Origin of the sequence: Paenibacillus sp. FSL F4-0087 (assembly GCF_038020215.1) — a bacterium.
GTDB classification, from domain to species: Bacteria; Bacillota; Bacilli; order Paenibacillales; family Paenibacillaceae; genus Paenibacillus; species Paenibacillus taichungensis.
Map to the genome: position 1 here is coordinate 5,604,333 of NZ_JBBODJ010000001.1, position 22,840 is coordinate 5,627,172.

Here is a 22,840-nt window from a genome sequence, read left to right on the forward strand (position 1 = left end):
AAAATGGGGGTCAACAATATTCGACGTTAGTTATTACCGGTTCATCCACTTCGGCAGTTCATCAAGCAACTGCTCCAAAGCCAGCAGGTTATCGGTGTTCCATTCAGCAGAGGTGGTATAGACGTTCCCATTCTGAACTGCAGGTAACGTTTGCCACAATGGGCTTTGCATCATCCGATCTGACTCTGCCTGGCTCTCGTCGTTGCCGAGAACGAGTACAAAGAGATGATCCCCCGCGTATTCCGGCAGCAGTTCTTCCGACACTTCAATGAAGGTTTGGTCTTTGGCGATAATATTCTGCTGAATGGCCGGCGGGATTGCGAATCCGCGCTCTTGATACAGGACTACGCCCAGCGAACGATTGCCCATAACGTAGAGTTTTTTGCCCAATTGCAAGAAAATCGTTGCCGTCTCACCGTCTTCCAATTGCAGTTTGTCCCACATCAATTCCGATTTTGCATCAAATTTGGTTATCCATTTTTCTGCCTCATCTTTTTTGTCAAATATGGTACCGAGCTCTCGCACGCGTTCTTTGAACGGCAATGCTGAATTAAAGGGGATGGTAGGAGCAATCTTTGCAAAAGCCGTATTTCGGTCTGCATCTTCTGTGTAGCCATTTAAAATCAAATCAGGCTGCAAGGCAGCTATTGCCTCCAGGTCTCCAGGATTCCCAACATCCTCAATACCTTCCAATCGGCCTTCCGTATAGCTGCCCGTGGCATGAACCAGATTGGCTCCAACGACAGGAATGTCCATTGCGAGCAGATCTTCTAGTGTAGAACCAAGATAAATGACCCGCTGTGATTGCGCCGGAATCTCAACCTGTTCACCTGATTGGGTTGTATAGCTTATGGTTTGCTCACGATTCTCCTCAAGCTCCTGAGAAGGAATGCTTTCCGAACGACTGCACGCTGCCAACACAGCAAGAAGAAGGAAGCTTGCTCCCCATATTGTTAGTTGTTTCATTAATGTGCTGTTCATTCCTGTTGCCCCCTGCTTTTTTTGGTTTATAAATGATAATGATTATCAATTACAAATGTTATTATAGGCATCATTAAGAGGGGAGACAATGAAAAAAAAGCAACGAATTTGTTTGGACAAATGTCAATGGACCGATCTATTTACCATAAAAGCAATCAACTCTGGATTGCCTTTTTGTTATGTAAACGTATAATGAGAGCTTGAAGGGAGAGGAACGCCATGACCATCGAAGCCAGCTTCCGCCGGGCCAATCACATATGCAATCGTTATATTACAAAAGTGGAGCAAACAGGGCTTTCATTGTCCATTTTGTATTGGGGATTCATGCCCGATCATTTCGACAATGCCTTCCACCGGCATTCCTTTTTTGAGGCTTGTTATGTGGTAGACGGTGAAGGAAGCTACATAGAACAAAACCAGCATTATGCTTTAAATAAAGGAACAGCATTTCTATCTCTTCCAGGCGTATGGCATCAAATTCGCAGCCAGACCGGACTGACACTTTCTTATGTGGCTTTCGAACTGGATGAAGCCCACACAGATGTTTATTATACTGAATTTTTCCGTCGACTTGCCGAGCTTGGACAAAGCGTATCCCAGCAAGCGGACCTTACGCCAACTGGCCATTTATGGCAAGCGCTCATTACTTCTTTCGACCAGCCTGGGGCAACTCTTCCACTTGCTGTAAAGCAAATTTCCGCTTCTCTGCTGTTATCGATAGCAGATTTGCACGTTCCGACTCGAACAGACTCGGCCGATACGGGAGAGCAGCCCATGGAACAAAATACGTTGTTCCGACAGGCCAAACGATACATTGATGATAATTTGATCAATGAGCTTACACTTATGACGGTGTCGAGGCACCTCCACATTTCATCCCGTCACCTGACCCGGTTGTTTCAGGAAAATCTGGGGCAGTCCTTCGTCCACTACATTCAGGAACGACGTGTGCAGCAAGCCGCTGGGCTCTTATTAAATGAACAGACACCAATTAAAGATATCGCCATCAAGTGCGGGTTCCAATCCGTGCACTATTTTACCCGGATATTCACCCGCGAGCTTGGTGTTTCCCCGGCCAAATTCCGACGCAATCAGTTTGCCGAAGGCCGCTCTGGCAAAATGCATTACCCACCCCGAATGTCCTGATTGTACAAAAACACAGCTTGATCGTTTAAAGACAGCACCTCCAACTCCCTATACAATGATGAACATAAATCGATATAGAGTTGGAGGTTTTAAACATGCCCCGAATAGCCCCTTTGGCCTTTCAAACCAACCCAGTCAATTTCATTCAGCTTCAGCCCGACCAAGAGACAGAACCGGGGATCTGGAATGCGTATGAAGAATGGCTTGATCAAATTTGGCCTGAATGTGTACAGAATGATTTGCTTCCTTTTTATATGGTCATTGATGGTACACATGGTGCCGCATTCAACGAATGTCTGGCAATACTGCGGTCGCGCTGCCACCTAGAGAGCAGGGTTTTAATTGAAATAGACAGCGCTGATTATTTAAAGTCTTCTACAGATTTGCTTCAGCAGTTTCACACTTATCTGACGGATAACCGTGCTTTTGGCGTTATAGCCTCGGACGTCAGCGTTAAGGATTATTTCCGGCCACATGCACAGTCGGTCTGGCTCAGTGATGTAGACGATCAACTTCGGCTTTATCATTCCGCTGAACATGCAGAGGTCCAGTCGCCAAACATAGATCAGTTAGCCCCCATCGTTGTGACCTTTGGGTCTGGATCTGGTTTCCTTTCTACAGCATCAGGTTTAACGAACGTTTCTCTGTTTTGCGACTTATCCAGAGAGGCACAGCAGAAACTGCATCAGCAGGGGATGGGTTCTTTGGGGTTAGGCACTTGCCGGGATACGGTCGAAACCTATAAGCATGCCTTGTTTCTGGAATGGCCCGTCTGGGAGGAATATCGCAAACGCCACTTGTATGACTTTGACTACTATGTGGATACGAACAACCGGGAACGACCCGTTTTGGTCACCGTCCCTATGCTGCGCCGACTTTTGGCTTCAGCAGCCCAGCAGCCTTTTCGAGTAAAACCGTTTTTTGCACCGGGGATTTGGGGCGGACAGTATTTAAAAGAACTATGCGACCTGCCTAAGGATTGGAATAACTGCGCATGGGGGTTTGAACCTATCGCACCGGAGAACACGCTATTAATCGGTTATCGGGATTTTATAGTGGAGCTTCCTTTCCCGCTGCTGTTGTCTGCTCATCCAGAAGCAATTATGGGCGAGCGGAATGTGCAACTGTTTGGCGACTATTTTCCGATCCGGTTTGATTATCTCGATACGATCGACGGGGATCATCTGTCTTTGCAGGTCCACCCCCAGCAGGCATACATCGAGCAGACGTTCAACGAAACGATGACGCAGCAGGAATCCTATTACATTATGGAACAGAAGGAAGGCGCCAAACCTTTTGTGGGACTGGGTTTCACGGAGGGTACAACCGGGGAGGAGCTGCTTCAGGCGGTTGAATCTGCCCACACCTTGGGACAACCGCTGAAGATCCCAGAATATGTGAACATTTGGGATGCGAATAAGGGTGACCTATTTCTGATCCCGCCAGGCGCCGTACATTTTTCGGGCAAAAACAATCTGGTGCTGGAGATCTCTTCGACAACATGGTGGTTTACCTTCAAAATATACGACCATTTGCGGCTGGACAGAGACGGGCGTCCGCGTCCGATCAACGGCGATCATGCCAGTGCCAACATGCAGGAACAGTTTGACACGGATTACGTTCAGAAGCATTTGATAGTGGTTCCAAAGGAAAGCCGAGTACAGGGAGACAGCAGGGAAGAGCTGCTAGGCGAACGGGAGGATCTGCTTTTTCAGATCAAAAGATTAAAACTGGACGGAGAGTGGATCGACGATACGGCTGGCGAGTTTGTTATGTTTAACCTCGTAGAAGGTGACCGTGTGCGGCTGACTCCGCTGGATGATAAGACAGCGGCTGTGGAGTGGGGGTACGCCGAAGCGTATATCGTTCCTGCCTCCGTCGGAGGTTTCCGTCTGGAGTCTCTGGGTGACCGATCGTGCACTCTGATCCGGGCACAGGTTTCGCCAGACTGGAACACGCCTCTGCTTCCGCATCACTGGAAATCTGGTGAACCTTTATGAACCCTGACGTCACGATTGCCATTGATGCCGGGGGGACCTTTTTGAAGGGTGCCGTTGTACTGAGTGACGGGAATCTTCTACCACAACTTTATGTCAAAAGGTCATCGCACTCCGACAGTAGCGCGTATGAAATCGCCTCCAATCTGGCTGGCGTGATCCAGGAGCTTGCCGCGGCATACGTCGCCTACATGGAGAGGCTAAGTACCGATAAAGGGACCCGGGCCACTTTTGCCAATTTTCACATCGGCTTTGCTTTCCCCGGACCTTTTGAATACGACACAGGGGTTTCCCGTATCCAGGGATTGAATAAATACGAGCAGCTTTATGAATTCAATCTAAAAACACTGCTGCGGTGTGAATTAACGGCGCTTGCAGCGGAGCCCACTGCTCCTACATGGATGACCCAGCTTGCCAACGCAGATATTCGTTTTGGCAATGATGCTACTCTGTTCGCTCTGGGGGTCAGCAGGCTTTTTCCACAGGACAGATTGCTTTGCCTTACATTGGGAACGGGCCTTGGCTCAGCTTTTGTTGAGAACCGGTCCATTGTCAGCGGAAAATGGGGAATTCCCGACTCAGGCATGTTGTATGCCGAGCAATACAACGGAGGAACCGTGGATGATCTGTTCGGAAGCCGAGGCATTTTGGCCTTGGCAGATAGCCATGATGCTCGAAGCCAGGGAGAGGACGTGTACCATCTAGCCATAGCGGCCAGACAGGGAAATTCCTCCGCCATCCGTGTATGGCAGCTTTACGGTCAGCGGCTTGGGGAAATGCTGCGTCCGTACGTGGCAGAATTTCGCCCCGCTCGTCTGATCTTGGGGGGGCAAATTGCCGAAACCCATGATCTATTTGGCAGCGCGCTTTCTGAAGCGCTCTTGCCCGAGAAGATTGCTCTGCATAATGAGAAACAAATGCAGGAGCATGTGTTCCACGGGATTTTCCAACTCGTAAAAGGTACCTAATCCATCAACAAAGGAGAAAAAAGATGACACTCGAACAACAAATCAAACAGGCAGCCATCCCAACGCTTGAACGGAAATGGAAAATATACGTCATTCACCATTCCCATACTGACATTGGTTATACGGACCGACAAGAGAAGATTGAACAATATCATATCGATTTTATCCGTCAGGCGCTGCGTATTGTTAATGATGCTCATAACGGTGTAAACCCCGAGTGGAAAGGGTTCCGTTGGACCTGCGAGACCTTCTGGGCCGTGGAGCAATTCCTGAAGCAAGCTGGAGACGAAGAAAAAGGTGCCTTTGCCGAAGCCGTGCGACGGGGCGATATCGAGCTATCCGGCACGTATTTGAATATGACCGAGCTGCCCGACCTACAGTTGTTGAACAAAATACACAGCAAAGCTCAGACATATGCCAAATCTATCGGTCACCCAATAGACAGTGCGATGACGGCGGATATCAATGGCTACAGCTGGGGATATGCCGATAGCCTGCTAAATAACGGAATCGGACATTTATTCAGCTGTATACATACTCATCACGGCATGTATGCGCTGGGCCGCAAGCAGTCCCCTTTCTGGTGGGAAGCTCCAAGTGGGGAACGCCTGCTGGTCTGGAATGGAGACCACTACATGCTTGGCAACGAGCTTGGTTTCTGTCCTGGTGCGCTTGGCAAATACATGATTCGTGATGAATTCGGCCACAGACTTGTGGAACCAGCGAACATTCATAATCAAATCGCCAATATTCGCATCCACCGGTACTTGGCCCAGCTTGAGGCGGAGCAGTATCCATACGATTTCGTGCCGATGATGCTGTCTGGATTGCCCACAGACAACGGATCGCCCAATAGCTCAATTATGGAATGGATCGATGTATGGAACCGTCAAAACGGCGAGGGGATTTCCGTGGAGATGAGTACGTTGAGCGGCTTTTTTGCACGCTTGAAGGAGGAAGGGACGGATGGTCTGCCTGTGCATAAAGGGGATTGGCCAGACTGGTGGTCGGATGGTGTAAGCTCCACACCGATGCACACTCAGATTTACCGTGACGCACAGCGGACACTTCGCAAGGTGGAAAAGCTCGACCCTGGAAAGAAAAGTGTTAGTCTCCAGGAAATCGAGGCTGTAGAGCAGGCGCTTACTCTTTATGCCGAACACACTTGGGGGTATCACTCCTCTGTTTATGAACCGTGGCACAAAAATGTGCAGATGCTTGAGGTTCGCAAGACAGCTCACGCTGCAGAGGCAAGCAGGCTTGCTTATCGCGCGCTAGATCAGGTGCTGCTTGCCGATAATGCCGCCACCTTGTACCCGGGGCGTCCTTATCGCTTCAAGGTAACGAATCTCTCGGAGCGGGAGGTAACCGAGTTGGTTCAGTTGAAGCTTGAAGGATGGGAACCGGATGAGCTATTGAACGGAGTAGAAGTAATCCGGGAGGATACGGGACAGGTGCTGATCCAGCAGTCAAGCCACCCACAGACGATTATTGCGGAACTTAAGCTCCAAGGCATGGAGAGCTGCATATTGATCCTGCGCCCAATACTGGCAGCGCAGAATAGTCTTTCTTCCTTAACGTCAACCTCCAATTCGAAGCTGATCGGTGCTGACCAGGTGTACGATATGGAGGATATGTATTCCTTAACGGCAGGCAGACAGCAAGCGCCGGTCTCCGTTTGCCAAACGGGGCTGGAGTCACCTTATGTACGCTTGACTTGGTCGAAAGAGCGCGGCATCGTGTCGTGGATCGATAAGGAGACAGGCCGCGAACTGCTGAAAGCAGATGATCTGTATGGGGCGTTTACACCCATCTATGAGGTGACAAATCCAGCGAACCCTGCAGATGCATCTCAGGTATGGAGCGTTCGTTCCAAAATGGGACGCAATCGTAAAGGCCTTAACGTGGAGCGTTCGGTTGGTCAGCTCATCTCAGTGCGCGCGGTGGATAATGGACCGCTGTATGCTACCGTTGAGCTTGGTTATCAGCTCAAGGGCATCGCCTATTTTTCACTACACTTGCGGATCTATACCCGTCAAAACCGAATGGATATTTCGGCGCGGTTCCATAAAGAGAGCATCTGGAATCCGGAGAACGTTTATCTGGCTCTGCCGTTCACCCCAGGAGGCACTGGGCCAGTTACCCTGTTAGCCGACAAGCCAGGAGGCCTCGTTCGCCCCTGGAAGGATCAGATTCCAGGAACTTGCCTGGATTATTCCGCTGTACAGTCGGGCATTGCCTGGCAGGATAATGACCGCAGTCTGCTGCTTGCTGTCCCGGACACACCTCTCGTGCAATGGGGAACGCTGGATTACGGGACCAGAAAGGTCCACACGCAGCAAGCGCCTGACGCTCAACCGGAAGCTTATGCCTGGCTGATGACGAATTATTGGGAAACGAATTTCAAAGCAACATTGGGCGGCTTCTATGAGTTTCAATATCATATTTCGGCTGGTGGCAGACTTTCGGTTGAAGATATGGCCGCAGCCCTGCATGCGTTGAACGAGCCATTTGTGGTTACACGGGTTAATGAAAAATAAAGATAACACCTAACAGATATAAACTTATAGTCGATAAAACAACAACCAGCAGGCTTCCACATGGAGGCCTGCTGGTTGTTGGCGTTCGGTCTTTTAGTTCGCGTAAGATTTGGTATTTTTGCTTAATGATGTTGTTAAAGCTGAAATGTATTTAAGCCTACTCTTGAGCTGCCTCTAGCTCAGTAATTTGCGCTTTGTATTGCTTCAGAAGGTCGGCAAGGGAAGTCTTGATTGCCGCTTCGTCCTTAGCTGTTACAGCATTATTCAAATTACTTTGTGCTAAGAAGAATGCACTGGCAGCTGTAGTACCGCTAAATTGAAGACTTTCAGCATTCGCTATAACCGCACTTGTTGTTCCGGTTGATTTTTCGTCAAGATTCAGAGAGCTGACGGCAATTGGCACTCCAGATTCTGCATTCTCAACTAATCCTTTCAGATCCGAACTGTTTGTGGTAATGGAGAAAGACAAGGTGTTCTTATTTTCGGAATCAGGTAATTTTTCGGCTTTTACACTCTCAACTGACGTAAGTTTGCCTTCCTCAACCTTTAAGGCCTGCATTTCTTTGATCTCACCTGGTTTGGCGTTCTCGGAAACTTTCTTCCATTCGTCAGAGTCTACATCAACAGCAACCAAAGTGGCCATTACTCGGGATGTATAGTTTTGTGAAAGCAGTTTATTGTAACGGGCCAGCGTTTTTTCCCATTCGCTTACTGTTTCTGGCGCGTACTTTTTGGCCTGCTCCACTGGATTAGCCAATGTAAAGGCTGCAATAGCGGGTTTCGCATCTTTCAAGGTGGCTGCTCCGTTTGTAACAGCATTTGCGTTAGCGGCGCTGTCGGCATTCGCGACAATCGGTGCGGAGATCGCAGTGAGCAGCAGGGCGGACAGGGCAACATTTCTGAATTTAAAACTGTAGTTCATTTCGTAACACTCCTTATGATTTGGTTTGTCTTACAGTTATCAATTTACCGAAGGAGTGTGGCACAATATTGGTGTAATTGTGGAAAAACAATGGCAAAGCTCTTCCCATATAAATACCTTTGGTATACTCACTATAGAGAAAAGTACAGGAGGCCCCGTTCATGAATAACGATTACCTCATCGCGGTTGTAGACGATGACGAGAATATACGCACACTGATTCAAGCTTATTTGCACAAAGAGAACTATCGAACGATAGGCCTTGCTAATGCCGAGGATGCCTGGTCTTTATATAGAATAAGTCCGCCGAGCATGTGGGTGATGGACATTATGCTGCCCGGAATGGATGGCTATGAATTATGCAAACGCATCCGGAATGAAGGAGAGGTACCCATTATTATGATCTCGGCGAAGGATAATGAGGTGGACAAAATACTTGGCCTTGAGCTAGGCAGTGACGATTATCTAGTGAAGCCTTTCAGCCCCCGTGAGCTGGTAGCCCGCATCAAGCGGCAGCTGGAACGTTGGATTAGACTTACCGGTGCGGAAGAAAGAGCTGTTGTAAGCGAAGCTGCGGCGCCACGAATCGATACCGGAGAGCTTCAATTAATGTTGGAAGAGAGGCGGGCCATATGGCGAGGGGAAGAAGTGGACCTGACCAGCAAAGAGTTCACCATGCTCAAGGTACTGGCTGAACATCCAAATCGTGCGTTTACGAGGGACGAGCTGCTCAGTTTTGTCTGGGGAGAAGATTATTTTGGCAGTGACCGTGCCGTGGATCATTTAATTAAGCGGATTCGCAAAAAGATTGAGGAACTTCCCGTCGAGTCGGTGTGGGGACACGGGTATCGTATGCGTACAGATCGGAGTGAAGTTTAATATGAAACTTGTTCATCAAATTAATCTTGCGTTCGGATTGTCACTGGTTCTGATCCTCTCCGTCACGGCCGTTTTACTTCATTATGTGCTGCTGGATCATTTCATTGGGACAGAGAAGAATGATCTCAAGACGTTAAGTGCGGCGATGTCCGCTTCTATAACGAAAGCAGGGGATATCACAATGAGTCCTGTACTTACGACTGGAACTGCTGTCACGATGCCTAATTTGAATATTACGGGTATGCAGTCCGTCCAGTTGGTTACGGGAGAGGCTACGAGTGCTCCTTCAACACTCATTCCTGCGGATGTTGAAGCCTTTGTCACTGATTTTAACGGAAATGTGCTGTCAGGGACTTTGTCTGTGAGTGGTACAACCGGAATGGCGAGCAGTAACACATTGACTGAAGCCGTACCAGCAAACTTGTCGAAATACACAGCGGTCACTTCATCCAGCATCAAGGACCTGTGGAAGGGAACGGATGGACGTTATGTGATGGATGTCAGTCCCATCCCCCAAGGAACCCTGACTCTGTTGACGCCCATGAGCAAGATCAAAGCAATCGAACAGGCGCTTCTGGGGCGTCTCATCCTGGTGATCTGTATCGTTGGAGCTATTATGTTCCTGCTCAGTTTGTTTATTACGAAAAGGCTGATTCAGCCATTGATGAATCTAAAGCAGGAACTTAAGAAGGTCAAACAACGTCATTTCACGGATGTGCAGCTGGTCAAGGCTGGCGGTGAGATTGGAGCTGTAGCACAGACGGTATACGAGATGGCTGGTGAACTGAACAGGTTCAATGAGGTGCAGAAGCAGTTTTTCCAGAATGCTTCTCATGAGCTGAAGACCCCACTGATGTCCATTGCAGGCTATGCGGAGGGCATTCGAGATGGGATCTTTGAAGGTGAGAACGTTCGTAAAGGGCTGGACGTGATCCTGGGGGAGAGCGGCAGATTAGGAAAGATTGTTACCGAAATGACGCTGCTCGCGAAGCTGGATAGTGAAGAGGATATTTTCAAACCTTCCAAGGTCAGTCTGAATGAATTGTTGACGGAAACGTCCGAACGTGTCAATCCGCTGCTTGTAAAGAAAGGACTTACACTCCATATCGCTTGTCCGGACAATAAGGAGCTGTTCGTCATGGCTGATCAGGATAAACTGCTACAGGCACTGCTCAACGTCGTGACGAATGCTGCAAGATACGCCAAAGAAGAAATTCACATCACTGCGAACTTGGAAAAAGGGAAGATCGCGCTATCCGTTTCGGATGACGGTCCCGGCTTTCCGCAGGAGCTGCTGCCCACCTTATTCCACCGTTTTGTCAAAGGAAAAGACGGTGAATCCGGACTAGGTCTGGCGATTGCCCGGGCTATTGTGGAACGCTGCGGCGGGCTGATTCAGGCGACCAACCGTAAGGAGGGAGGAGCTGTAATCTCGTTTGGCTTCCCTGCGGCTCAACGTGTCTGAAAGGAAAGGGCGGCAACAATATCCTTCTAGCTGCACCAAACCTCGAAGTGAGAGATATAGTGGAAATGCTCGAGTGGGTTTGTGTCGCCAATCGCCAATATAAATACTTCGCATAAGTGGCTTTGTGTGTACCCTGCTCTCCCTGCACTATAGGGAGAGCTTTTTTAAATTTTGGATTCGGATATGATGGATGGCATGCTGCTGATATCACCATATGGATGCTTTGAATTCCTTATGGTAGCAGCGATTCCTTATTCATTGTCGCGTTTTTACGGAAATCTAGCGGAGCTTGATTATAGTATTTTTTGAACTGATGGTAGAAGTGGCTGACGTTCTCAAATCCCGCTTCCAGTGCAATCTCAAGCACACGAAGCTCAGTCGTGAGCAGCAAGTTTTTGGCTACATTCAGCCGAAGCTGATTAATATACTCTGTTGGTGTCTGATTCAGATATTGACGAAAGGCGCGGTTCACATGACCAACGCTTCGACCTGACAATTCATAGAGCGCATGAAGACCACGAATCATGTTTTCTTTCAGCTGCATTTTGGAGATCGCATGCTCAAGCCACAGCGGGAGAATGGGTTGTTCAATGGTATCCAACTCAAAGAAATGCTGCGTAAAAATCTGAATAATTAGCCCTTTTGCGTATACGCGAGCCTTCTTCTTATCCACTGTGGAGAGCATCATAATCCGTTCAAAGCTTCGAACCATCTCTGTCATTTCTAACTGAGATAACATGGCAATCTGGGGAACAGGAGCCTGTAAGAGTCCTTGCGCATACTTCTGTTCATTCAAGTAGGCCAAAGCTTCTTCTATTACTGCGGATCGACACGGGCTATTCAGAAAACGGCAGTCCTGAGCGCCTTCCGGCTCATAACGGTGAATATCATGCGGTCGAATAAAGACAAGGCAGCCCGGCCTTAAATGCTGGGTTGTTCCATTGACGATATGTTGGCACTGCCCTTCACTTAGAATGAAGAACTCGTAAAAGTCATGGGTATGCTCGGGTGATACTTTCGATAAGGAATCGACCCAGAATGGATCTACGAGCAGGTCGGGATTGATGTGAGTAGACGCTGTGTATTTGATCATGGCTCGAACCTCTCCAATTATTGTTAATGTCAAAATAGCACACGAATTCCGTGAACACAACATAAGAAAGTATGGAGACCTCTTGATAGAATGAAATAGATTACAAAGACATCAGGAGGTATCGCAAATGTTGCTTATCGATCTCAATGGCAGGTGGCAAATGAAGAGAGTGGATCATGCCGAATGGCTTCCGGCGACGGTTCCAGGCTCGGTCTTTAATGATTTGCTTCAAGCTGGACAAATGGAAGACCCTTACTACCGCGAGCAAGAGCAGGCGGCACTTGAATTGTGTAATTATGATTATGAATACAAACACTCTTTTGAAGTAAGCGCAGCGGATCTCAAGCATGACCGGATTATCCTGTTATGTGAAGGGTTGGATACAATTGGTGAATTGTTTCTGAATGGAAAAAATATCGCGAATGTAAGTAATATGCACAGTACTTATGAAATCGATATTACCTCCTTTATCAAACAAGGTGAAAATACCATACACATTATTCTTCGTTCCCCGGTGGAGTATGTACTGCGTAAACAAGCCGAGCGCCCGTTGATTAACTGCAGTGATGCAGTGGAAGGAATCTCCCATTTGCGTAAAGCACACTCCATGTTCGGTTGGGATTGGGGTCCACAATTACCTGATTTGGGAATCTGGCGAAATATCTCCATTCAAGGCTATGATCATGCCCGTTTGGAAGATGTCTACGTTACACAAATGCATAGCGAAGGCAAGGTAACCTTAGATGTACGAGTAAAGGCATCAGGTTGGGTAGAAGAAGAGCGAGAGATCACGGTCACATTAGATACTCCTTCCGGGGAGACATTGAAAGGATGGACGTCCGTCGTGAATGATGCTAATCATCATATCTGGATTGAAGTGGACCATCCCGAGTTATGGTGGCCGAATGGTCTGGGCAAACAGCCATTGTATCAGCTAAGCGTTGCGCTTATGGAACAAGGCGTGGAGCTGGATCGTGATGCTAAGCGCATTGGACTGAGAACATTAACTGTGAAGCAAGAGCAGGATCAATGGGGTGAGTCCTTCGAATTTGAAGTGAACGGTGTATCCTTTTTCTCGATGGGTGCTGACTATATTCCGGAAGATAACATCTTGCCGCGCTGTAACCCAGATCGGACAGAACGATTGATCAAGAGCTGTGCGCAAGCCCATTTCAATACAATTCGTGTCTGGGGTGGGGGACATTATCCGGAGAATTATTTCTATGATTTGTGCGACGAATACGGCTTGATTGTATGGCAGGACTTGATGTATGCCTGCGGGGTATATGAACTGACTGAGGAATTTAAGCAATCGATTACTAAAGAGACCATCGATAACATGAAACGCTTGCGTCATCATGCCTCATTAGGAATCTGGTGTGGAAACAATGAGCAGGAGATGGCTTGGGTTGAATGGGACTGGGCGAAGAAAACATCCTTACAGTTACAAGCAGACTATATTAAGCAATATGAGGTATTACTTCCGGCTATTGCGAAGGAATATGATCCGAACACGTTCTACTGGTTAGCTTCACCTTCATCCAAAGGCAGCTTTGACAATCCGAACGATGAAAATTACGGAGACATGCATTACTGGGATGTGTGGCATGGCAAGAAACCTTTTACCGAATTCCGCGCATTGTTCCCGCGCTACATGTCCGAATTCGGATTGCAATCCTTCCCGAATCACAAGACCATAGAAACGTTTACGTTGCCGGAAGACCGCAATATCTTCTCACCGGTCATGGAATCTCATCAGAAGAATGGTACGGGAAATGAGAAAATTCTGTATTACATCGGGGAGACGTATCGCTTGCCAAAAGATTTCAATTCCCTGTTATACGCTTCACAGCTCATTCAGGCTGAAGGAATCTCATGTGGGGTTGAGCACTGGCGCAGACATCGTGGACGCTGTATGGGAGCACTGTACTGGCAGTTGAATGATTGCTGGCCTGTTGCTTCCTGGTCCAGTATCGATTACTTTGGTCGCTGGAAAGCACTGCATTATGCAGCCAAACGCTTTTTCGCGCCTGTTCTTGTATCGGCTCGGGAAGATGGTTCGAAGGTAGAACTTCACGTATCGAATGAGAGTAGGAATGCTGTAAAAGGAGCATTGAAATGGAGTCTCATGGATTCGCAATCCAATGAAATCGTAGCTTCTTCAAAAGTGATTGAGTTGAAAGCGTTATCAACCTCGTTATTCGAACAGCTTGATTTCACTGAGATGCTCGATACAACTACTAAAAAACGGAATACGTATTTACAGTTTTCCTTTGTGGTGGATGGTGAAGTTGTCAGCGAAGGTACAGTGTTATTTGTGAAGCCAAAGCATTTTGGTTTTATTGATCCTGCAATTGAGACCACGATGACAGAAGAAGAGGATCGTTTTGTTATTACGGTTGATTCGAAAGCTTTTGCACGGTTTGTGGAGCTTGATTTCAGTGAATTAGACGGTATTTTCAGTAACAATTATTTTGACTTGTCAGCAGGTGGAAGAAAGACCATTTCTCTGAAGAAAGATGATCTCAACAAACCGGCATCCCTTGAAGAACTGCAATCACAGCTAATCGTACGCAGCGTATTTGATTTGTAAGTTGTTCCTTCGCTTTTTTCTGATATTGCCAATCCAATCGATAGAAATCCGATCGTTGTTGTATGTTACCGCTTTCAAATGATCTCTATACTGATGGCAGAGGTGGTTAAATGATTGAACGACTGGCAAAATACCGTTGGCAATATGTAATGATCCTACCTGGTGCGATCCTGCTGCTTCTCTTCAGCTACATTCCGATGGTGGGCATCCAGGTGGCATTCAAGGATTTTCACATCGGCAGCACGATGTGGAGTAGTGAATGGGTTGGTTTGGAAAACTTCTCATTCTTGCAAGATGAACAGTTCTGGATTGTGGTAAAGAATACAATTTACATCGCAATTCTCAAGTTTGTATTCGGATTTCCAGCTCCTATTATTTTGGCATTGCTCATCAATGAGGTGAAAAACAACAAATACAAGCGGTTTGTCCAATCCGTTAGTTATCTTCCGCATTTCTTTTCATGGATCGTGGTGGCTTACATTCTGCAATCCCTGCTAACGTTGGACGGCGGATTGGTCAATCAGTTGATAGAGAAGCTCGGGGGAGATTCAATTTTTTTCTTGGGATCCACGGAGTGGTTCCGGCCCATGATCGTAGTGAGCGGTTTATGGAAGGAGGTCGGCTGGAATACGATTTTGTATTTGGCGGCAATTACAACGATTGACCCGCAGCTCTATGAAGCCGCTAGGGTAGAAGGAGCAGGACGGCTTGCACAAATTCGCAACATTACACTGCCGGGTATAATGCCGACCATCTCTATCGTGTTGATTCTCAGTATGCCTGGACTGATAGCAGTAGGCATGGATCAAATCTATCCTCTGATGAATCCGGCCAATCAGCCAGTCGCAGATGTGCTAGACACATATATTTTACGAAATGGCTTGCAGCAAGGTTATTTTGGAATGGCCACTGCAGTGGGTCTCCTTTCTTCGGTCATCAGTCTGGTGTTGGTACTATGCACCAATCAGATGGCGCGAAAGTTCAACGGAGAGGGGCTTTGGTAATATGAGAACTTCTATGAGGGAACGGGTGGGCCAGACAATTATTGTGTTTCTATTGGCCCTTCTCTGTATCTCGGTAATCTATCCATTCACGTATATGCTCGCCGTTTCCTTAAACGTTGGCAGCGATGCGGCAAAGGGCGGTGTCTATCTGTGGCCTAGAGAGTTTACTTTGTACAATTATGAGGTTGTGCTTGGGAATTCGGTTATTCAACATGCCTACTTAATTACGATATCCCGTACAATCGTAGGCACTTTTGTCGGCTTACTGATCACACTTCTGGCGGCTTATGGCTTGTCCTATCGGCAGCTTCCTTTCAGGAAATCCCTCCTGGGATACGTGCTGATTACGATGCTGTTTAGTGGCGGATTAATCCCTTTGTATATCCAGCTTAATCACTTGTCATTATTAAACTCATTCTGGGTGTATATCATTCCGTCCGCTTTCTCGGCGTGGAATATGTTTGTGATGATGAAATTCATCCAGGGGATTCCGGAAGCACTGATCGAATCGGCTGAGATTGATGGTGCCAATCCTGTCCGCATTCTCTTCGTTATTATTATGCCGCTTTCGAAACCCATGCTTGCAGCCATTGGCCTTTTTACTGCAGTGGGGCACTGGAATGACTGGTTTTCTGGCGCATTTTATGTTTCAGATCAGAATCTGATTCCGGTTCAAACGTTTTTGCAACAACTGCTGTCTGCCCAGGATATCTCGACTGTCCTCGGGTCCAACAATAATCAGGAAGCGCTTGCCCGGGGCACCATGCTCTCTAACGTTACACTGATGTCCATCAAAATGGCGACAGTTATGGTAAGCGCGCTTCCGATCCTGTGTGTGTACCCATTCCTGCAAAAGTATTTTGTAAAAGGTGTGCTTATCGGCTCAGTAAAAGGATAACCCAATGTAAAATGAAGCAACAGAATGGGTTTTCTAATCCTATACAATTTCAAAATAACCGAGGGGGACGTATGTGATGAGTTTACGTCAACAAAAGGGAAGAAAACTGGTGCTATTATCCTTGGCTCTACTGATGTTTGGGATAACGGCATGCTCAAGCAGCAGCACAGAGAGTGGCAGCAGTTCTGCAAATTCCTTTAAGCTATGGCTGGGATGGAATGCAACAATTAATAACCAAAGTATGGTCCAAATGTATTGGAAAGAAAAGGAGCCGGGCATAGACGTTCGGCTGGAGGCTACGCAGGGCGATGTAATGACAGAGCTGAACCTGAAATTGAATACTGGTGGCTTTGATGATGCAGCTCTGTTCTCACGTAGTGATGTCGTGACCACTGCGATGACGCGTTCGGGCAGCGTTCTTCCGCTGGAGCAATACTTTGATATGCCGGATAAATATCCTGGATTGGCCTCCATTCCGAAAATCTATCTGGATCAGATGAAAGCTTCGGACGGACATATCTATTCCATTCCGACATGGTTTGATCAAAATCCCGATGATCCTTGGCCTGGTTGGGCTTCCTATGGCTGGTTTGTCCGTACAGATGTACTGGAGAAAACCGGCATGACGATGGATGATCTGAAATCGTTGGATGGTATAGAGAAGTATTTGAAATTGTCGGCTAAGCAGAAAGATGAAAACGGGAAACCGTTGATTCCCCTTAGTTTTCTCTCTGACGCAAGCGATGAAAATGTCATCCTGAGTACATTTGGCGTTACGGTCAGCACAGCGGGCGGCGTCATTCCAGTAGAGAAGCAAGGTAATGACTATCAGTTTATCTATGACAATCCACAATATAAAGCGGCTTACCAATGGATGAACAACATGTTCCGGGAAGGGCTTCTGGACCATGAAGCGATTACAGACAAGAAGGAGCGTTACAAAGAGAAAAACAAATCCGGACGTGTAGCCATGAATGCAGGTGGGTTCTTTAATATGGACGCACAGTTATGGGAGGTTCTTGACGGGCCAACCGATCCGGCATGGTACTATGATGTCATTCCCTATCCGAAAGTGGATGGCGTGAGTGAGATTGGCGCTAATCAGATTATCAATCCTTATCCTGCCAATGACGTTTTTATCAATAAAAATACTAAAAATCTCGATTCCATTCTTGCTTTCTTTGATTACACACTACAGCCTAAGCCCGAACAGCAGCAGGTTGTGAATGAAGGTCCGCCAGGAGTGTTCTGGGACTGGGTGGATAAACCGTTGGGAAAATGGGTGTACACGGATGAGAATTACAAGGCCTTGCATGATTCCGGAGATCAAGCGAAGAAGGCAAGCACGACGCCAGAGCTATACGCAGCTTCTTCCTATAGTAATGACTGGTATCCATGGTGGAATTATGGGGTTACTGATCCGAAAGGAAGATTCAAAACGATTGAATTCACCGAAAAGATTGGCAAAATGGGTGGGACCCGGGTTGCTGAAAACTATGATATGGTGAAGGCCAAACCGGGTGGCTTATGGGAGAAATATTTGCCTGAACTCGATAATGTGCGAAAAGAGTATAAAGCCAAGCTGATTATGGCGAAGGATGACTCACAATTTGAACAGGCTTGGAGTGATTTCCAGGCTGCACTGGAAAAACGAGCACATTGGAGTGAGCTCAAACAGGAATGGCATGAGGAGCTTCAAGGCAAGCAGTAAATAGGAGACGGGGACTGTCGAACGTGGCAGTTCCCGTTTGGTATAAAAAAGTATACAATATCACAAATTTTATCCTATAGAACAAAATTGTGCGTACTATTTTCTGAAGGTTATATGGTTTATCATTGCCTTTGCAACTGAATATTGGATATTTATGCGGAGGTCAGGAAATGAATAAATTTGAATCACATCTGGGCTATACAAACATGTTTAAAGAAGAGCAACTTACGCTCGGGATATATTTTCCGATAGAGTCTTATAAGGGTAGTATCCCGGAGATGCAGTTAGAGCAACAAATGCAATTGGCGAAAAAGGCAGAAGAAGCGCGCTTTGCTTCCTTATTCGTTAGAGATGTTCCTTTAAATGTTCCAAGCTTTGGGGATGTGGGACAAATATATGATCCATGGGTTTTTCTTGGCTACTTGGCAGCTCATACGAAAAAGATTTCATTGGGTACCGGAAGTATGATCACCACACTACGCCATCCGTTGCATGTAGCAAAAGCAGCAGCTTCTGTTGATCGAATTTCCGGAAAACGTCTTGTGCTGGGCGTTGCTACGGGGGATCGTCCTAGCGAGTTTTCGGCATTTTCAGTGGACCGAGAACAACGTGGTGAATTATTTCAAGAATCTTTGCAAGTCATGAGAAAAGTCTGGAATGAAGATTTCCCGGTAATTCATTCACCAAGCCTTAACCTTCAGGGTGGCGATTTATTACCCAAACCGGAATTAAAGGATATTCCTATTTTGGTAACAGGCCATTCTTCGCAGACGCCGGAATGGATAGCAAAACACAGTGATGGCTGGCTGTATTACCCACGAAATATCATTGATCAAGCATCACTTATTCAACAATGGCGTACATTAACGGATGAATTTAAGCCTTTTAATCAGTCGTTATATATCGATTTATCAGAAAATCCAGATGAAGATCCAACTCCTATTCACTTAGGGTTTAGGAGCGGATATAAATTTTTAATTGAATACCTCAATGCTTTAAAAGGAATCGGTGTGAATCATCTTGCATTTAACTTGAAATATGGAACACGTCCGGTTGACGAGGTGATTCAAGAATTAGGGGAGGAAGTGGTTCCATATTTTCCGGCGTTATCTAATAAATAGGTGCAATGTATGCATTTCGGTGCTAGACTACCAGTAAGATTAATTGTAAAGAAGGAGAGGAAAAGGATGATTAAACATTTAGGTCGCATTAATGAATTGGCGAAAAAAGAGCGTGAAGAAGGTTTGACCAATGCGGAACGAGTTGAACAACAAGTATTACGAGAAGACTATTTACGGGAAATTCGTGGGCAAGTTCTAAACACTTTTTCAGTGCTTACCATACTCGATCCAGATGGAAATGATGTAACACCGGACAAAGTACGAAACGAAAAGGGAATCAGTTTGTAGGGAAAATAAACGTTGTTGGAAGATCGAAAAGCCTCCGAGTATTCATTGACAGAAATGGTGTGGATAAATACACTTGATTTGTAGTTGATTTCGTAGGATGCTTTTTGCTCACTTTATAAATATTCATTATAAAGGTATTGAATAAAGTGTGTTTTATTATTTATCTTAGCAGTTTGATGGTTTCATGTATCTAAGTATTTATAACAGGAGTTGATAACATGACTGAAGAAGAACGAATTTTTAATGGGATCTTATTTAGCCCGGGCCATCCTGACCTTAAGGCGATTAAGCTTCGCTCTCACAATCTTAGTAGTCAATATAGTCGTACTTTTGAGGATCAAACGGAAGAACGCGAAGCATTACTCATGCAGATTCTGGGTCGAAAAGGAGAGCGTTGTTTTATACAAGGCCCCATTTTCTTTCATTATGGCGTTCACACAGAAATCGGTAACCATTTTTTTGCGAACTACAATCTGACCGTCCAGGATGATGCTAAGGTTACCATTGGTGATCACGTCAGCTTTGGACCTAATGTGACCATTGTTACACCGGTTCACCCATTCATTGCTTCAGAACGTCGACAAATGCTGGACCAAAACGGGGAACCTAAGTCGCTCTGTTATGCTAAACCTGTCACCATCGGAAATGATGTTTGGATTTCGGCTAACGTCACCGTATGCGGAGGTGTTACCATTGGCGACGGATGCGTCATTGGTGCTGGAAGTGTAGTGACCCAAGATATCCCTGAAGGATCTTTTGCAGCGGGTGTACCCTGCAGAGTCATTCGACCCATCACAGAATCGGACAGCATGCGTTATAAACCAGAGATTCTTGCCGATTGCAGCATAATTGAATAAAAACACATAAAAAAGAAACCGTTCCTAGACAAGAGGAACGGTTTTCTTATTTTGATTAGTATTTCGTTGATTAGGTGGAAAGCGTATTAACTATTTTCTAATGCACTAGATTCTCTAGATCTGGCTGCAATTTGTTACGAAGAATATACAGCATGATGGCTCCAACAAGAAACGCGACGACATCCGCAATGACGAGTGACCATACAACCCCGTGAAAGCCATTCAATCGGTTCGCGATATAGAGTACAGGAATCAGAGTAATTCCTTGAATGACTGACATAACAAACGCGGCCGTTCCTTGCGCAGTTGCTTGGAAGATCCCCACAAACAACGAGGTCATTCCTGTAATGAACAAGGATAGGAACGTCACATGCAGAATGTAGCTACCCATTTCAATTAATTGCGGGTCATTCGTAAATAAACCAATTAAGTGGTCGGAAATCAAATAGACGACAACGCCGAACACAACAGCTAACGCCAAAATCGCTTTGATCGTAAATCCAATGGTATGTTTCATGCGTAATTTATTCGCTGTAAAAGAGAAGGCAATCAATGGCACAACTCCCTCACATAAGCCCATCAGAATAAACTCAGGAAATTGCAACAAGCGTGATGAAATTCCGTACCCCGCTATGGCCTGATCTCCATATTCGACAAGAAAATGGTTCAAAATGAGCGACATTGCACCCAAGAAGATACTCATGATAAAGACGGGAACTCCGATTTTGAAAACATTACTCATAATTTCCTTGGAAGCCTTGAACCATTTTACGGAGACAGTCAAGTACTGGCTTTTATACCCCATATGGAATGCGTAAAAAACACTGGCAACCAAGTTAGAAATGACCGTTGCAGAAGCAACGCCGATTATACCCCAATGGAAGATGAAGATGACGATTGCATCAAGAATAATATTTACAACCACACTGAGAATCATACCGATCATGGATGTGATTGCCGCACCTTCCGAGCGCACGATGTTCTCCAGTGTGAAGAATAATATGACGAAAGGTGAACCGATAAGCATAATCGTGACATAGTCTTTAGTAAATCCGAAGGATTCAGGCGTTGCTCCCAGGCTATGAACAATTGGGTCGATCAGCGGGAGGCCGATGGCCATTACGATAAGTCCAAGAACTAAACTGCTGTAAAAGGCGAATGAAGAAACATGTTTTAGATCCTCATATCTTTTTTCTCCTAACAAACGAGAGATGAATGTACCGCTACCCATACCAATCAAGTTGCCGAGCGCCATAATCACTGCGAATAATGGCAAGGTTAGCGCAAGTGCGGTTAACATGGCAGTATTGCCCAATGTACCAAGGAAAAAGGCGTTCAGGATAGAATAGATGACACTCATCGACGTACCTAACATCATCGGTACAGCGAAGTGAGCTACGGCTTTTGCGATCGGTGCTTTTTCAAAATAATGGAGGTTTTCTGCATCCATGTGTGAGTCACTACTTTCTTCATTTATTTTTTGAAATGATTTGGAATTCAAATGCTATTCCAGCTTCCAATCTAACAGTGTTAGTTTGTGCCTTACAGTGTTAGATGGTATCATGAACTTATGAACCTGTAAAGCATAATCTTACACTGTTAGATAAAAGGGCGGATACGGATGAAAAAACAACAGCCTCAGATTTCGGAGGATAAGATTTTGGAAGCCTCTTGGGAGCTTCTTGGGCATGAAGGTATTGAGAAATTCAGTATGAGGCGATTGGCCGATCGGCTGGGTATTCAGGCTCCTTCTCTGTACTGGTACTTTAAGAGCAAGCAGCATCTCTACCAGCATCTGGCCAACCAGATATCGAAAATGATCCTGAATGAATTCCAATCCGATGGGGACTGGAAGGTGCAAATGGAGGGCCTTGCGATATCGATACGGAGTGTACTCCGCCGTTATCCCTGCTCCACGCAGCTTATGATGCAGACGCTGCCACATGAGCCGGACATGATTCGCTTCACCAACCGTATGCTTCTCTGCATGGAATCGACGCCACTTGAGCAAGAACAGAAATTGCAAGCCGTTCTTACGCTTGTGAACTATGTTTTCTTCTTTGTTCTGGATAATTATGAGCATCAGCGCACAGTATCCGTAATGATTAAGGATCAGGGAGAGCTTCCGGGCGGGGAGATGATTCAGCTCTTGGACTCCATGAGCGAGACAGAAGCAGGGTTGTTCCGAAGAATGCACAAGAGCGGGCTGTTTGAGATGATGGGGAGCGACGGAGCGTTTGAGTTCGGCTTGAAGCTGATTTTGTCGGGAATTGAACAGGTGATACAGGAACAAGGGAATTAGAATGTAAACAAAACCGTACATCCGGATATCGGATGTACGGTTTTTGAAAAAAGGCTTGTTGTTAATCTTCCACTGT

General features: G+C 46.3%; 18 protein-coding genes. 14 read left to right on the plus strand and 4 right to left on the minus strand.

Annotation, left to right across the window (positions count from 1 at the left end; translation table 11 throughout):
• Nucleotides 1–33 precede the first annotated feature (33 nt).
• Complete coding sequence (locus MHB84_RS25805; RefSeq protein WP_076289238.1) at nucleotides 34–981, minus strand: ABC transporter substrate-binding protein; 948 nt, start codon at nucleotides 979–981, stop codon at nucleotides 34–36.
• 219 nt (nucleotides 982–1,200) lie between these two features.
• On the opposite strand from MHB84_RS25805, the gene MHB84_RS25810 reads away from it, so the two are divergent.
• From MHB84_RS25810 to MHB84_RS25825, 4 genes are all read left to right on the plus strand, one after another.
• Nucleotides 1,201–2,127 carry an AraC family transcriptional regulator gene (locus MHB84_RS25810; protein ID WP_076289239.1) on the plus strand — a complete coding sequence of 309 codons (927 nt, stop codon included), beginning with the start codon at nucleotides 1,201–1,203 and terminating at the stop codon, nucleotides 2,125–2,127.
• A 95-nt stretch (nucleotides 2,128–2,222) separates the two neighbouring features.
• Nucleotides 2,223–4,127 carry a class I mannose-6-phosphate isomerase gene (locus tag MHB84_RS25815; protein WP_143764685.1) on the plus strand — a complete coding sequence of 635 codons (1,905 nt, stop codon included), beginning with the start codon at nucleotides 2,223–2,225 and terminating at the stop codon, nucleotides 4,125–4,127.
• Entirely contained in the window at nucleotides 4,124–5,092 is a 969-nt protein-coding gene (locus MHB84_RS25820; protein WP_076289240.1) for an ROK family protein, read from the plus strand. Before MHB84_RS25815 ends, MHB84_RS25820 begins: the two co-directional genes overlap by 4 nt.
• A gap of 23 nt (nucleotides 5,093–5,115) precedes the next feature.
• On the plus strand, nucleotides 5,116–7,632 hold the full coding sequence (locus MHB84_RS25825; protein WP_076289241.1) for a glycoside hydrolase family 38 N-terminal domain-containing protein: 2,517 nt from the start codon (nucleotides 5,116–5,118) through the stop codon (nucleotides 7,630–7,632).
• Nucleotides 7,633–7,789: 157 nt separating this feature from the next.
• Here MHB84_RS25825 and MHB84_RS25830 read toward each other — a convergent pair whose 3' ends face one another.
• The gene (locus MHB84_RS25830; protein ID WP_076289242.1) at nucleotides 7,790–8,554 is read right to left on the minus strand and encodes a hypothetical protein; all 765 of its coding nucleotides are present in this window, start codon (nucleotides 8,552–8,554) and stop codon (nucleotides 7,790–7,792) included.
• A 161-nt stretch (nucleotides 8,555–8,715) separates the two neighbouring features.
• On the opposite strand from MHB84_RS25830, the gene MHB84_RS25835 reads away from it, so the two are divergent.
• Both MHB84_RS25835 and MHB84_RS25840 read left to right on the plus strand, forming a co-directional pair.
• The gene (locus MHB84_RS25835) at nucleotides 8,716–9,432 is read left to right on the plus strand and encodes a response regulator transcription factor (protein WP_076289243.1); all 717 of its coding nucleotides are present in this window, start codon (nucleotides 8,716–8,718) and stop codon (nucleotides 9,430–9,432) included.
• Between the two features lies 1 nt (nucleotide 9,433).
• Complete coding sequence (locus MHB84_RS25840; RefSeq protein WP_076289244.1) at nucleotides 9,434–10,897, plus strand: sensor histidine kinase; 1,464 nt, start codon at nucleotides 9,434–9,436, stop codon at nucleotides 10,895–10,897.
• Nucleotides 10,898–11,129: 232 nt separating this feature from the next.
• Here the strand turns inward: MHB84_RS25840 and MHB84_RS25845 are convergent, their stop codons facing one another.
• Entirely contained in the window at nucleotides 11,130–11,990 is an 861-nt protein-coding gene (locus MHB84_RS25845) for an AraC family transcriptional regulator (RefSeq protein ID WP_076289245.1), read from the minus strand.
• Between the two features lie 127 nt (nucleotides 11,991–12,117).
• Here MHB84_RS25845 and MHB84_RS25850 point away from each other — a divergent pair, with 127 nt between their 5' ends.
• The 7 genes from MHB84_RS25850 (at nucleotide 12,118) to MHB84_RS25880 (ending at nucleotide 20,462) form a co-directional block, all read left to right on the plus strand.
• The gene (locus MHB84_RS25850; RefSeq protein ID WP_076289246.1) at nucleotides 12,118–14,583 is read left to right on the plus strand and encodes a beta-mannosidase; all 2,466 of its coding nucleotides are present in this window, start codon (nucleotides 12,118–12,120) and stop codon (nucleotides 14,581–14,583) included.
• Nucleotides 14,584–14,693: 110 nt separating this feature from the next.
• On the plus strand, nucleotides 14,694–15,587 hold the full coding sequence (locus tag MHB84_RS25855) for an ABC transporter permease (protein ID WP_076289247.1): 894 nt from the start codon (nucleotides 14,694–14,696) through the stop codon (nucleotides 15,585–15,587).
• A gap of 1 nt (nucleotide 15,588) precedes the next feature.
• On the plus strand, nucleotides 15,589–16,485 hold the full coding sequence (locus tag MHB84_RS25860; protein ID WP_063562693.1) for a carbohydrate ABC transporter permease: 897 nt from the start codon (nucleotides 15,589–15,591) through the stop codon (nucleotides 16,483–16,485).
• Nucleotides 16,486–16,561: 76 nt separating this feature from the next.
• On the plus strand, nucleotides 16,562–18,196 hold the full coding sequence (locus tag MHB84_RS25865) for a hypothetical protein (protein ID WP_076289248.1): 1,635 nt from the start codon (nucleotides 16,562–16,564) through the stop codon (nucleotides 18,194–18,196).
• 170 nt (nucleotides 18,197–18,366) lie between these two features.
• Nucleotides 18,367–19,317 carry an LLM class oxidoreductase gene (locus MHB84_RS25870; RefSeq protein ID WP_076289249.1) on the plus strand — a complete coding sequence of 317 codons (951 nt, stop codon included), beginning with the start codon at nucleotides 18,367–18,369 and terminating at the stop codon, nucleotides 19,315–19,317.
• Between the two features lie 66 nt (nucleotides 19,318–19,383).
• Nucleotides 19,384–19,605 carry a DUF896 domain-containing protein gene (locus MHB84_RS25875; RefSeq protein WP_076289250.1) on the plus strand — a complete coding sequence of 74 codons (222 nt, stop codon included), beginning with the start codon at nucleotides 19,384–19,386 and terminating at the stop codon, nucleotides 19,603–19,605.
• A 218-nt stretch (nucleotides 19,606–19,823) separates the two neighbouring features.
• Complete coding sequence (locus MHB84_RS25880) at nucleotides 19,824–20,462, plus strand: sugar O-acetyltransferase (protein WP_076289251.1); 639 nt, start codon at nucleotides 19,824–19,826, stop codon at nucleotides 20,460–20,462.
• A gap of 97 nt (nucleotides 20,463–20,559) precedes the next feature.
• Here the strand turns inward: MHB84_RS25880 and MHB84_RS25885 are convergent, their stop codons facing one another.
• Nucleotides 20,560–21,912, minus strand: a complete 1,353-nt coding sequence (locus tag MHB84_RS25885; protein ID WP_076289363.1) for an MATE family efflux transporter — start codon at nucleotides 21,910–21,912, stop codon at nucleotides 20,560–20,562.
• A 171-nt stretch (nucleotides 21,913–22,083) separates the two neighbouring features.
• Between MHB84_RS25885 and MHB84_RS25890 the strand changes: the two genes are divergently transcribed.
• Nucleotides 22,084–22,764 carry a TetR/AcrR family transcriptional regulator gene (locus MHB84_RS25890; protein WP_076289252.1) on the plus strand — a complete coding sequence of 227 codons (681 nt, stop codon included), beginning with the start codon at nucleotides 22,084–22,086 and terminating at the stop codon, nucleotides 22,762–22,764.
• Nucleotides 22,765–22,840 lie beyond the last annotated feature (76 nt).

Excerpts from the sequence above, each read along its gene's own strand:
- MHB84_RS25815 (WP_143764685.1), top strand. The coding sequence starts at position 2,223 with ATGCCCCGAATAGCCCCTTTGGCCTTTCAAACCAACCCAGTCAATTTC.
- MHB84_RS25845 (WP_076289245.1), bottom strand. The coding sequence starts at position 11,990 with ATGATCAAATACACAGCGTCTACTCACATCAATCCCGACCTGCTCGTA.
- MHB84_RS25865 (WP_076289248.1), top strand. The coding sequence starts at position 16,562 with ATGAGTTTACGTCAACAAAAGGGAAGAAAACTGGTGCTATTATCCTTG.
- MHB84_RS25890 (WP_076289252.1), top strand. The coding sequence starts at position 22,084 with ATGAAAAAACAACAGCCTCAGATTTCGGAGGATAAGATTTTGGAAGCC.
- MHB84_RS25825 (WP_076289241.1), top strand. The coding sequence starts at position 5,116 with ATGACACTCGAACAACAAATCAAACAGGCAGCCATCCCAACGCTTGAA.
- MHB84_RS25875 (WP_076289250.1), top strand. The coding sequence starts at position 19,384 with ATGATTAAACATTTAGGTCGCATTAATGAATTGGCGAAAAAAGAGCGT.
- MHB84_RS25850 (WP_076289246.1), top strand. The coding sequence starts at position 12,118 with ATGTTGCTTATCGATCTCAATGGCAGGTGGCAAATGAAGAGAGTGGAT.
- MHB84_RS25855 (WP_076289247.1), top strand. The coding sequence starts at position 14,694 with ATGATTGAACGACTGGCAAAATACCGTTGGCAATATGTAATGATCCTA.
- MHB84_RS25830 (WP_076289242.1), bottom strand. The coding sequence starts at position 8,554 with ATGAACTACAGTTTTAAATTCAGAAATGTTGCCCTGTCCGCCCTGCTG.
- MHB84_RS25870 (WP_076289249.1), top strand. The coding sequence starts at position 18,367 with ATGAATAAATTTGAATCACATCTGGGCTATACAAACATGTTTAAAGAA.
- MHB84_RS25840 (WP_076289244.1), top strand. The coding sequence starts at position 9,434 with ATGAAACTTGTTCATCAAATTAATCTTGCGTTCGGATTGTCACTGGTT.
- MHB84_RS25880 (WP_076289251.1), top strand. The coding sequence starts at position 19,824 with ATGACTGAAGAAGAACGAATTTTTAATGGGATCTTATTTAGCCCGGGC.
- MHB84_RS25810 (WP_076289239.1), top strand. The coding sequence starts at position 1,201 with ATGACCATCGAAGCCAGCTTCCGCCGGGCCAATCACATATGCAATCGT.
- MHB84_RS25835 (WP_076289243.1), top strand. The coding sequence starts at position 8,716 with ATGAATAACGATTACCTCATCGCGGTTGTAGACGATGACGAGAATATA.
- MHB84_RS25885 (WP_076289363.1), bottom strand. The coding sequence starts at position 21,912 with ATGGATGCAGAAAACCTCCATTATTTTGAAAAAGCACCGATCGCAAAA.
- MHB84_RS25860 (WP_063562693.1), top strand. The coding sequence starts at position 15,589 with ATGAGAACTTCTATGAGGGAACGGGTGGGCCAGACAATTATTGTGTTT.
- MHB84_RS25805 (WP_076289238.1), bottom strand. The coding sequence starts at position 981 with ATGAACAGCACATTAATGAAACAACTAACAATATGGGGAGCAAGCTTC.
- MHB84_RS25820 (WP_076289240.1), top strand. The coding sequence starts at position 4,124 with ATGAACCCTGACGTCACGATTGCCATTGATGCCGGGGGGACCTTTTTG.